The following is an 11610-nucleotide window of genomic DNA, read 5'->3' as shown; positions in this document are numbered from 1 at the left end:
CGATTGGCCGACTTGATCGAAGGATATGCAATCGCTCAACGCAAATCACTCGTGTGAATCCCGTAGCGCGAAGCGGGAGAAGGGTTCATGCGGAGCATGACGGATGAGGGCCTATCGGCGTGATCGCGCGAAAAGAGACGTGGTGTTTAGGTCCCGACCAGGGCCGTCGCCCTCATCCGACCCGACTTCGTCGGGCCACCTTCTCCCGCCAAGGCGGGAGAAGGGCTTAAGGTTTCCCCCCAGGCGCCAACTCATCCAGCACGCTATAGAGCGCGCGCGCTTCGGGCGCTGGGCCGCGCCGCGTTCCAAGCGCCTCGATCCGCATCGCGACCTGCCGGTCGCCCAACGTGAGGAGCAGGCCGTCGCCGGGGCGCAAAGTGCGGCCTGGCTTGTCCAGGCGGATTCTGGCGCCGCCCCGCAACAGGCGAACGGAGCCCTCCGCCACCGCGCGCGCGGCGAGGCCGCGGGTCTTGAAAAAGCGCGCCCGCCACAGCCAGACGTCGATCCGGCAAGCCTCGGCCGCCTCGCTCACGCGGGAAGGCTCGCAGCGCGGCGGCGGCGAATTCTGCGACGCGGGCGGCGGGCCGGCGTCGCGGCCTCCGCCGGGCGCTGGCGGCGGCGCCAGAGGCCGGATTCGCTGGCGCCAGCCTCCTCGCGGGCAAGCCCAAAGCCGAGCGCGCGCAGGATGCGCCGGGCCTGATCGGGCGACCAGCCGAGTTCGGCGAGAATCGCCGGGGTCAACCGAAACGCGCCGAATCCTTCAGGCGCGGCGCGCGCCAGGGCGTCGAGCCGCTCAAGCGCTTCGACCGGCGCGGCGAGGCCGCCGATAGCGCGCAGGCCGCGCAAGCCCAGCGCCTCGGGCGGCGGCGCCGGCTGGGGCAGGGCGCTGACGGCGCCGGCGGACGGCCGCCAGCCCGGATGCGCGAGTTCGGCGAAGGGCGCGCAGACCATGCGCGCCTCCGGAAGCAGCAAATCGGGCAGATAGATGCTGAAGGCGCCAAAGCGCACGCCCAGATTCCTTAAAGCGCGGCGCTCCTTCTGGGAAAGCGCGCGAAGCTGTTCGGCCGCCGCCTTGCGGTCGAGCACGCCGAATTGCTCGACGAGCTGATAGGCGAGGCCGCGCGCCAGGCCCGTCAGCCGCCCGTCGGCTGACGCCGCATTGAGCGCCTTGAGCACGGACAGGCGCCGGCCGGCCTCGTCGGCGAGGAAAGCCTCCAGCCGCCGCGCCGCCCGCTCGCGCGCTGCGACGGAGCCAAGCTCGCCGAGCAGCCGCACTTTCGGGGAAAACGGCGCGCCGCCGGCGAGCTGGCCGGTCGGCTCGCCGCGCCATAGCAGCATGCCGCCTGGCGCCAGAGCGAAGGCCTCGTCGTCCTCCTCCGCCAGCCGCCCCAGGCGACGCGCGATTTCCGGCGCCACCGAGCGCTCGACCGCGCCGCGCAGGGCGCGGTTCTCGAGCGCCGAGGCGCCGCGCGCCGGCTCGAAATGGAGGCCGGCGAGCCTGCCGACGAACTCGCCTTCGACCGTCACCGCTCCATCGGCGCCGATGCCGCTGAGAACCGGGCCGCCGTTTTGGTTGAGGCTGCGCATCAATGTGCTGGTGCGCCGGTCGACGAACCGCTGCATCAATTGCGCGTGCAGCGTGTCGGACAGCCGGTCCTCCAGCGCGCGCGTGCGCGCCTGCCAGCCCTCGGGATCGACGAGCCAGTCGCCGCGATTGGCGACATAGGCGAGGGTGCGCACCCGGGCGAGGCGCGCCGACAGCGTGTCGATGTCGCCGTCGGTGCGGTCGAGATGGGCGAACTGACCTTGCGCCCAATCTTCGGGCAGGCGGCGATTCTTTTGAGTCAGGTGCTCGAACATGGTCCCGATGAGGCGGGTATGATCCTCCTGGCTGGTCTTGCGAAAGTCCGGGGTCTGACAGACCTCCCACAGCCGGATCAGATTGGCGCGGTCGCGGCAGCGGCGCAGCACCGTTTCGTCATTCGCCAATTGGCGCAGGCTGGTCTCGTCCTGGCTTTCCTCCGATAGTTTCAGGCCGGGCGCCGGCGCCGATTCGGCCAGCGAGCGCATCAGGGCCGGCAGCGACTGGAAATCCAGCCGCGCATTGCGCCATTCGGCCGCCTCGACCGGCGGAAAGACATGGCCCTCGACCGCGGCGACGAGATCGGCGTCCATATCGGGGCATTCGCCGGTGACGCCAAAAGTCCCGTCCTTGCGGTAACGCCCGGCGCGTCCGGCGATCTGGCCGATCTCCTGTGCGTAGAGCCAGCGGCTGCGCCGCCCGTCGAATTTGCGCAAGGCGGCGAAGGCGACATGGTCGACGTCCATGTTCAGCCCCATGCCGATCGCGTCGGTGGCGACGAGAAAATCAACTTCGCCGGATTGGAAAAGCGCCACCTGGGCGTTGCGCGTGCGCGGCGATAGCGAGCCCATCACCACTGCCGCGCCGCCGCGCTGGCGGCGGATCAGTTCGGCGATGGCGTAGACCGCTTCCGACGAGAAGGCGACGATTGCGCTGCGCGGCGGCAGGCGCGTCAGCTTCTTTGAGCCGGAATAGGTCAGTTGCGAAAAGCGCTCGCGAAACTGGATCTCGACGTCGGGACAGAGCCGGCGGATCAGCGGCGCGATGGTCGCCGCGCCCAGCAGCATGGTCTCTGCCCGTCCCCGCGCGTGCAGCAGGCGATGGGTGAAGACATGGCCGCGTTCGAGATCGGCGCAAAGCTGGATTTCATCGACGGCGAGAAATTCCACCTCGCGATTCAACGGCATGGCTTCGACCGTGCAAACGAAATATTGCGGCCGGGGCGGGACGATCTTTTCCTCGCCGGTGATCAAAGCGACGCAGCCCGCGCCGCGCGCCTTGACGATGCGGTCGTAGATTTCGCGCGCCAGCAGCCTGAGCGGCAGGCCGATCATGCCCGAGGCGTGACCTAGCATGCGCTCCACCGCCAGATGCGTCTTGCCGGTGTTGGTGGGGCCGAGAACGGCCATAAGACGCGCGGGCGCCGCGCCCGCCGATCGGTCGTTCATGGCGCTGAGCAAGACGGACGAGGCCGCCTGCCGCCAGAATGCGCCGAGGATGATCGCGGGACGAACGCCGGCTGCTGATGCATAAGGATTCGCAGATAGTCACGATTGACGTCCCTGTCAAAATGCGCGCTATTGACGCAGACGATCGGGCCGCGGGGGAGGATGCGTCGGCGCCAAAACATCGAATCGACCATGCGTCGTCGATGGGCCATCCCGTAAAGAGTCCCGCGATTGAGTCCGGCGCTTTGGTCGGCGCCGTCGAATTCTGCGATCAAGGCGGAGCCGCCGCATAGAGGCGCGACTATCGCCCGAGGATAGGCGCGGCTTGCAGTGGGCGCATGGTTAACGACGATGTCACATCTTTGTCCGGACTTTTTGGAAATATTGGACGGGTGCGCGAGATGCAGGAATTTTCGGCGCTGATCGGCGATATCTACGATACCGTGCTCGACGGATCGCTTTGGCCTGACGTGCTGGAGAAAGCCGGGCGGTTCGCGGGGGGCCCAGGGGCGGCGCTCTGGTCCAAGGACGCCGTCAGCGAGACCGGCGACGCCGCCCATTTCTGCGGCTTCGATCCAGGCTATGTACAGGCCTTTTTCGACGAATACATCAAGCTCGATCCCTCAAGCGCGCATTACTTCTTGGCAGGGGTCGGCGAGCCGGTCGCCCACACGAGTCACATTCCTCACAGCGAGTTTCTCGAAACGCGTTTCTACAGGGAATGGTCGCGGCCGCAGGGCTTCGTGGATTGCGTGCAAGTCACGCTCGACAAATCTCCCACCAGCCTGGCGATGTTCGGGGTCTCTCGCCACAGGAGGGACGGCGTCGCCGATGACGAGACGAGCCGGCGCATGCGGCTGCTTGCGCCGCATCTTCGCCGCGCGGTGCTGGTCGGCAAGGCGATCGATTTCAAGAGCGTCGAGGTCGCGACGTTCGCCGAAACATTCGATGGTCTCCGCGCCGCGATGTTTCTCGTCGACGCGGAGGGACGCATCATGCACGCCAACGTCGCGGGCCGGGCCCTTCTGGCGGATTCTGGCGTTCTGCGCGCCGCCGGGGGACAACTCGTTTCGGGCGTGCGGCGGATCGACGAGAGACTACGCGACATCTTTCTTGCCGCCGCCGCCGGCGATGTGGCGATCGGCGCACAAGGCGTCGCGCTGCCACTGGTTGCGCGCGACGGCGAACGCCATGTCGCCCATGTGCTGCCACTCACCTCGGGTCTGCGCGCTGGCGCGAGCCATGCGGCGGCGGCCGCCGTATTCGTGCGCAAGGCGGCGCTGGACGGCCCGGCGCCGCTCGAAACCATGGCCAAGGCCTACAAGCTGACGCCGACGGAACTGCGCGTTTTGCTCGCCATCGTCGAGGTCGGCGGCGCGGCCGATGTCGCCGACGCGTTGGGCGTCGCCGCTTCGACGGTGAAGACCCATCTTGGCCGCGTCTTTGAGAAGACCGGCGCCGCGCGCCAGGCCGATCTCGTCAAGCTTGTCGCCGGATTCTCCAGCCCGCTCGTCCACTGAGCTCGGCGCTTTCATCGACCGAACGCAAGCTGCAACGAGCGCGCCGGCAGGGATCATGATATGTCGCTTTTCTGTCCGGAGATTTCTGGAAGCCTTGGACCGGTGGCGCGATGGTGAGCTTCTCGGACCTGATCGGCGATATCTACGATACGACGCTCGACCGGTCGCTTTGGCCCGACGTGTTGAAGAAGATTACACTTTTCGTCGAGGGCGCATCCTCCGCGGTGTTCTGGAAAGACGCCGCCGATAGACGCGGCGGCGTCTATTTTCACGACGACGCGATGGAGCCGCGCTATCGGGACACCTATTTCGAGAAATACATCAAGATCGATCCGACGACGACCGCCCGGTTCGTTGCGCCGAGCGAAGAGCCGACGGCGACGGTGGATCTGCTGCCCTATGATGAATTCATGCGAACGCGGTTCTACCGGGAATGGGCGCAGCCGCAGGGCCTGATCGACTTCATCGGCGTCACTCTCGAAAAGGCGACGACCAGCGCCGCCATGCTCGGCGTCTTTCGCCACGAGCGGCAGGGCATGGTCGACGAAGAGATGCGGCGCCGGATGCGGCTGTTGGCCCCGCATGTCCGGCGCGCCGTGCTCATCTCCAAGGTCATCGACTTCAGGCAGAATGAAGCCGCGATGCTTGCGCAAACGCTCGACGGCCTTCGCGTCGCGACCTTCCTGGTCGACGCGGGCGGGCGCCTTATTCACGCCAATGCGGCCGGCCATCTGCTGCTGGGCGACAGCGATGTGTTGCACATCGTTGCAGGTCGGATGGCCTCGAGCGATCGCCAGATCGACGAGAGCCTGCGCCAGATCTTCCTCGACGCGGCCGAAGGCGATGCGGCGGTCGGCGCGCGCGGCATTGCGCTGCCGCTCGCCACGAGCGCCGGCGAGCGCTATGTCGCCCATCTGCTGCCGCTCACTTCAGGCGCGCGCCGGCGCACCGGCCTGAGCTTTGCAGCGACAGCCGCTATGTTCGTGCATAAGGCGACGCTGGATGCGGCATCGCCGCACCAGGCCATCGCCGAAGCCTATAAGCTGACGCTGGCGGAACTGCGCGTGCTCTTCGCTATCGTGGAAGTCGGCGGCGCGCCGGAGGTCGCTGAAGTGCTCGGCATCGCCGCTTCGACCGTGAAGACCCATCTTGCTCGCGTTTTTGAGAAGACCGGCGCGACCCGTCAGGCCGATCTCGTCAAGCTCGTCGCCGGATTCTCCAGCCCGCTCCTGGACTAGGCCGAAGCTGTCATCCCCGGCGCACCGGTTGTAACGAACGCGGGCAAGCATCATGATAAGCGATCCTCCGCCCAGACATTTTGGAGATGTTGGACCAGTGCGCGAGATCGAGAATTTCTCGGACCTGATCGGCGATATCTACGATACGACGCTCGACAGGTTGCTTTGGCCCGACGTGCTGAAGAAGATCGCGCGCTTCATCGACGGCATGGCCGCCGCGGTGTTCTGGAGCGACGCGGCCAACAGCAACGCCGCGCTGATTTTCCACGACGGCGCCAGCGACCCGCATTACCGCGATCTCTATTTCACAAAATACGTCAAACTCAATCCCACCACGACCGCGCGGTTCTTCGCTGAGGTCGAGGAGCCGGTGGCGACAAGCGATCTGCTGCCTTACGACGAATTCCTGCGAACGCGTTTTTACCGCGAATGGGTGCGCCCGCAAGGACTCGTCGACGATATCAGCGTCAATCTGGAGAAAGCGACGACGAGCGCCGCGATGTTTTCCGCCTTTCGTCACGAGCGGCATGGTCTGGTCGACGACGAGATGCGCCGGCGCGCGCGGCTGCTCGCGCCTCATATCCGGCGCGCCGTGCTGATCGCCAAGGCGGTCGACCTCAAACAGGTGGAAGCAGCGACATTCGCCCAGGCGCTCGACGGCCTGCGCGCCGGGATGATTTTCGTCGACGCAGGGGGCCGCATCATGCACGCCAATAGGGCAGGCCATATCCTCCTCGCCGGGGGCGACGTCTTGCGCGCCGCAGGCGGCCGGCTCATCTCGGGCGAGGCGCGGATCGATGCGAATCTGTCGGAGATTTTCGCCGCCGCGGCCGAGGGAGACGCGGCGGTCGGCGCCAAGGGCGTCGCGCTGCCGCTGACCGCCAAAACCGGCGAGCGTTACGTCGCCCATGTGCTGCCGCTGACCTCGGGCGCACGCGAGCGCGCCGGCTCCAGCCTCGCGGCGACGGCCGCGGTGTTCGTACATAAGGCGGCGCTGGAAGCGGCTTCGCCGCCGGTCGCCATCGCCGAGGCCTATAAGCTGACGATGACGGAACTGCGCGTTCTGTTCGCGATCGTCGAAGTGGGCGGCGCCCCGGAAGTCGCCGAAATGCTCGGCATCGCCGCCTCGACCGTGAAGACCCACCTCGGCCGCATCTTTGAGAAGACCGGCGCCGCGCGCCAGGCCGACCTCGTCAAGCTCGTCGCCGGATTCTCCAGCCCGCTCGTCAACTAAGCCGCGCAACTACGGGCGCCATCCGCCGATCGGGGGACGCGGCGGCCGCCGATTGCCGGTAAATGGGTTGGGGCATGGGCGGCGGCGGCCACGGTTTAACCGCGGTCGCCTTTGGGAGAGCGACGATGAGCGAACAGACGAGACCGGCGCGATGCGTTCGCGGCGTGGCCGCTTGCGGATTGGCTCTCCTACTTGCAACCGCCGTCGGAACCGCGAGCGCCGGCCAACACTTCAGGCCGATGAGCGCGTCGACGCAAGCGAGCGCGTTGAGCGTCAACTCCAGCCCGCACCCATCCAGCGGGATTGTCTCTCCTCCCAGGACCGTCAATGCCGGGGCGAGATCATGTCTCTCCGGTCATCGGGTTGGCGGGTGGCACATTCAACCATATTTTCACTGCGACGTTTGGCGCTGAGCGGCCCTTGCGCTGTTCGGCGCCGCGGCGCGATTTCTTGAGGCGAGATGAGCGTGCGACGGTGCAAGCATGGCTCGATAGATCAGCGCTTTTGCTCAAGTTGTTCTCGTTGCCGATCGCGTCGAGCGGGTTACTGGATTCTCCAAGCGGCTTCCCGCTTGAGCCGGTCGCCGTCGCCTGCCGGCCGCCGCATCCCCCGATCGGCTGACGCGGCGGCCGCGCCATGACGGTAATGAGTCGCCCGGGTCCAAAGCCTCATCGTCGCGGGCGAAATTTCAGGAGATTCGGGTGGCTGGGTGGAACATGAAAAAGCATTGGCGCGCTGGCGTCCTCGCGCTGCCGTTTCTGACGAGCGCGGCTTTGGCCGCCGACCTGCCGACCAAAAAGGGCGCGCCTGTCCCCTACGAGCCGACTTTCACATGGACAGGCTTCTATGCAGGCCTCAACGCCGGCTATGGCTGGATCGACGATCGCGGCCCGCCGCTATGTTTCGCGCCGGGCGGCGTCGCGAACGGAGATATATGCCTTGCGCCCGGTAGTCCTCCCGGCGCTCAGGTGAGCCCGCGCGGGTTCATCGGCGGCGCGCAGGTCGGCTATAATTGGCAGATGAACCCTTCCTGGCTGGTCGGCGTCGAGGCGGATTTCCAAGGCTCCGCCATCAATGGATCGGTCAATCTTACAGGGCAGTTCCCCCAGAACGGCGGCGGCAATTCTGACACCTTGAATTTCCGCGCGTCCGAACGGATGAACTGGTTCGGCACGGTCCGCCCGCGCATCGGCTTTGTGATGAATCGAGCGCTGCTCTACGCCACGGGCGGTCTGGCCTATGGCCAGGTCAGCGTGTCCACCAATACGATTATCGTCCCCGGATTGGCGTGGCCGGCCAGCGGGTCCTTCACCCGGACTGGTTGGGCCCTTGGCGGCGGCGTCGAATATGCGTTGAGCCCGAACTGGTCGGCCAAGCTCGAAGGCCTCTATTACGATCTAGGCCGGGTGGCTGTGACAGGCGGTATGGCGCCCTTTCCGGGCGTCAAACCACCCGGGTACGCCTATGGCAAGAGTTTCGACATCGACGGCGCCATCGTCCGGGTCGGCTTGAACTACAAGTTCTTTTGAGCAGCCGATCGCCTTGGCCACGATCGCGCTCGTGGCCAGCGAGGCCGCTCTCCTCAAGTGTGTCGTCTGACTCTCCAGCCCGCTCCCGAACGGAGCCGAGCCGCTTCCAGCGCCAGCCATCGCATCCCCCGATCGGCCGACGCGGCGGCCGCGCAAGGACGCTAAGGAATCGCATGGGTCGAGAGCCCGATTGTCGCTAGCGAATTCAGGAGATTCGGGTGGCTGGGTGGAACATGAAAAAGCATTGGCGCGCCGGCGTCCTCGCACTGCCGTTTCTGACAGGCGCTGCTTCGGCCGCCGACCTGCCGACGAAAAAAGGCGCGCCCGTCCCCTACGAGCCGACTTTCGCCTGGACCGGCTTCTACGCGGGCCTCAACGCCGGCTATGGCTGGATCGACGATCGCGGCCCGTCGCTGTGTTTCGCGCCGGATGGCGTGGCGAATGGATTTGGATGCCTCGCATCCGGTCAGCCCTCCGGCGCTCAGGTCAGTCCGCGCGGTTTCATCGGCGGCGCGCAGGTCGGCTATAACTGGCAGATGAGCCCCTCCTGGCTGGTCGGCGTCGAGGCGGATCTCCAGGGTTCCGGAATCAACGGCTCGGTCAATGTTTCAGGGCCGTTCGTTTTCACCGTCGGCAGCGGGGGGGCGGGAGAGAGCTTTACCGCGTCCGAACGAATGAACTGGTTCGGCACGGTTCGCCCGCGAATCGGTTTCGTCATGGATCGAGCGCTGATCTACGCCACGGGCGGCCTCGCCTATGGCCAGGTCAAGGTGTCCAGCGATTTTCTCGCGGTCGGAAACTACGTGAACAACTATCCCGCGAGCGGCGTCTTCACGCGGACCGGTTGGACCGTTGGCGGCGGCGTTGAATATGCGCTCAGCTCGAACTGGTCCGCCAAGCTCGAAGGCCTCTATTATGATCTGGGCAGGATAGCCCTCACAGGCAGTTTGGCGCCCAGTGCTGGCGTCACCCCATCCGGTTACACCATCGGCAAAAGCTTCGACGTCAATGGGGGCATTGTCCGGGTCGGCTTGAACTACAAGTTCTTCTGAGCGGGCGATCGTTTCGAAGGCGCCCGTCATCGCCGAACATCGCTAAGGCTTTTCGTCCGCGCGCCGGTCGCCCGCCGCCGTTGCGTCCATCTCGCACATATATTCGCCCTGCTTCGTCTTGCCGTAGGTTTTCGCGCCGGCGAGATCGTAGGTTCCTGATTTCTTGTTCACCCACACAATCCTGTCGCTCGGACATTTGGCCTTCACCGCCGCTTCCGCGGCGTTGGGCGCGGCCTCGGGCTTGGCCGCAGCGGGCGCGGGCGCGACGGGAGCCGGCGTTGGCGCTGGCGCGGCTTCGGGCTGGGCCGCCATTGGCGCGGGAACTGCGGGAGCCGGAGCGGGCGCGGCCTGGGCGGGAGCCATCGCCGGCTTAGGCGCCATGGGCTCCGCCGGCGGCGCGCTCTGGGCGGGCGCCGCCGCGGCCGCGGCGGGCGCCGGCCCGATCTTCTCGGTTCCCGCGCGGCAATCGGCGTCGAAGGCCGCCTTCGTCTGACCATTCGCCTTGATCGCCTTCAAATTGGCGCTGTATTCGGCCGCGCATTGCGCTTTCGTCTTGGTGAGGACGGGCGCGGAATCGGCGGAAGAGGCGGACTTCGCCGCGGCGGGCGCCGCCGCATCCGGGCCGCCCTTGCAGGCGGCGACATAGGCCTTCTCGGTTTGCCCGGCCGCCTTGATGGATTCCTTGTTCGCGGCGTAATCGGCGCGGCACTCCTTGGTCGTTTTGGCGAAGGCGGGCGCCGATGCCGCGACGATCGCGCCGATCGCTCCGGCCGCGAGAATGTGACCAAGATGCCGCATGACCTGACCTCCCCCAAGCGCTGCGAAAGCGCAGAGGGACGATAGCGGCTCGATCATTATTCGCCAAGCCGGTCGCAGCGATCGTCAAGAGGCCATGCGCGGTCGCCGTGATCGAGCAATCGCCTGCAAGATCGGCGCGGCCGCATCCCCCGATCGGGCGACGCGGCGACCGCGCGGCGACGCTAATGAATCGTCCAGGTACGACGCTCCGTCGCCGGAAGCCAAATTTTTGGGAGAGCTGGGTGGCTCAAACGAACTGGAAAAGATATTCGCTCGCTTGCCTTCTTGCGCTGCCGTTCCTGACGGGCGCCGCTTTGGCCGCCGACCTGCCGACAAAGAAGGGGCCGCCGCCGGCCCCTTATGCGCCAGCCTTCACCTGGACCGGCTTTTACGCCGGCGTGAACGGCGGCTATGATTGGAGCGACGCCAAACTCAATCTGGACCCCTTCGGCAGTTGGCTTACAGATCCCTTCGAGACGGGCATCCCGGCCTTCGTTGCGCAGCAAGACTCGCGCGGCCTGAATCCCGCCGGTTTCCTCGCCGGCGCCCAGATCGGCTATAATTGGCAGACCGGTCCCATCGTCCTTGGCGTCGAAGCCGACGCCGATTATACGGCTCTGCACGCCGGCGGCCTCACCGGCGTGATGCAAACGCCGCCGGGGACTACTCCAGAGCCTTACGCCTTTCAGGAAAACGCTAGGAGCAATTGGCTTGTCACCCTTCGTCCGCGCGTCGGCTACGCCTTCGACCGGATCCTGCTCTATGCGACGGGCGGCCTCGCCATCGCCAATTACAGCTATACCTCCGGTTATATCCATGATCCCGGCCCCCCTGGCTATGGCAATGAGGCGTCGATGGGTTCAAGCTCCAGCACCTTGGTCGGTTGGGCGCTTGGCGCCGGCGCCGAATATGCGCTGACGGATCATTGGACTGTGAAGGGCGAATATCTTTACGCCGATCTTGGCAAGGCGCCCGGCTTTCAGACGGCGGAAAACCCATCCCGGTTTGTGGGACAGGTTGGCGGCGTGCCGGGACCCGCGTTTTATAGCGCCGCGCATTCATCGAGCCTGACGGAAAATGTCGTCAGGCTTGGCGTGAACTACAAGTTCTAAGATCAACGCGCATCCCTTCTCCCGATTCTCGCTACGGCATTCACACGAGTGATTCCCATTAGGGTCGATGTGTGATTCAAGCGCCTTTTGTTGCGGG

General features: G+C 66.1%; 9 protein-coding genes. 6 read left to right on the top strand and 3 right to left on the bottom strand.

Going from position 1 to position 11610, the window contains the following annotated elements:
* Positions 1–226: 226 nt before the first annotated feature.
* Positions 227–532, bottom strand: a complete 306-nt coding sequence (locus GSQ90_RS20280; protein ID WP_158816723.1) for an RNA-binding S4 domain-containing protein — start codon at positions 530–532, stop codon at positions 227–229.
* The gene (locus GSQ90_RS20275) at positions 529–3030 is read right to left on the bottom strand and encodes a helicase-related protein (RefSeq protein ID WP_158816722.1); all 2502 of its coding nucleotides are present in this window, start codon (positions 3028–3030) and stop codon (positions 529–531) included. Before GSQ90_RS20275 ends, GSQ90_RS20280 begins: the two co-directional genes overlap by 4 nt.
* Before the next feature lie 401 nt (positions 3031–3431).
* On the opposite strand from GSQ90_RS20275, the gene GSQ90_RS20270 reads away from it, so the two are divergent.
* The 5 genes from GSQ90_RS20270 (at position 3432) to GSQ90_RS20250 (ending at position 9603) form a co-directional block, all read left to right on the top strand.
* Positions 3432–4550 carry a helix-turn-helix transcriptional regulator gene (locus GSQ90_RS20270; protein ID WP_246731690.1) on the top strand — a complete coding sequence of 373 codons (1119 nt, stop codon included), beginning with the start codon at positions 3432–3434 and terminating at the stop codon, positions 4548–4550.
* Positions 4551–4660: 110 nt separating this feature from the next.
* Positions 4661–5788, top strand: a complete 1128-nt coding sequence (locus GSQ90_RS20265; RefSeq protein WP_158816720.1) for a helix-turn-helix transcriptional regulator — start codon at positions 4661–4663, stop codon at positions 5786–5788.
* Positions 5789–5885: 97 nt separating this feature from the next.
* A complete protein-coding gene (locus tag GSQ90_RS20260) occupies positions 5886–7022 on the top strand; it encodes a helix-turn-helix transcriptional regulator (RefSeq protein WP_246731689.1) in 1137 nt (378 codons plus the stop codon).
* A gap of 701 nt (positions 7023–7723) precedes the next feature.
* Positions 7724–8551 carry an outer membrane protein gene (locus GSQ90_RS20255; RefSeq protein WP_158816718.1) on the top strand — a complete coding sequence of 276 codons (828 nt, stop codon included), beginning with the start codon at positions 7724–7726 and terminating at the stop codon, positions 8549–8551.
* A 218-nt stretch (positions 8552–8769) separates the two neighbouring features.
* Positions 8770–9603 (top strand): outer membrane protein, encoded by an 834-nt coding sequence (locus tag GSQ90_RS20250; protein ID WP_158816717.1) that lies wholly within the window; start codon positions 8770–8772, stop codon positions 9601–9603.
* Positions 9604–9645: 42 nt separating this feature from the next.
* Here GSQ90_RS20250 and GSQ90_RS20245 read toward each other — a convergent pair whose 3' ends face one another.
* Positions 9646–10401 (bottom strand): hypothetical protein, encoded by a 756-nt coding sequence (locus GSQ90_RS20245; protein ID WP_158816716.1) that lies wholly within the window; start codon positions 10399–10401, stop codon positions 9646–9648.
* Between the two features lie 242 nt (positions 10402–10643).
* Here GSQ90_RS20245 and GSQ90_RS20240 point away from each other — a divergent pair, with 242 nt between their 5' ends.
* Positions 10644–11513 carry an outer membrane protein gene (locus GSQ90_RS20240; protein WP_158816715.1) on the top strand — a complete coding sequence of 290 codons (870 nt, stop codon included), beginning with the start codon at positions 10644–10646 and terminating at the stop codon, positions 11511–11513.
* Positions 11514–11610 lie beyond the last annotated feature (97 nt).

Origin of the sequence: Methylocapsa sp. S129 (assembly GCF_009765995.1) — a bacterium.
Classification (GTDB): Bacteria; Pseudomonadota; Alphaproteobacteria; order Rhizobiales; family Beijerinckiaceae; genus Roseiarcus.
The sequence above is the reverse complement of the archived record's forward strand: the minus strand, read 5'-3'. Positions and strand labels throughout refer to the sequence as shown.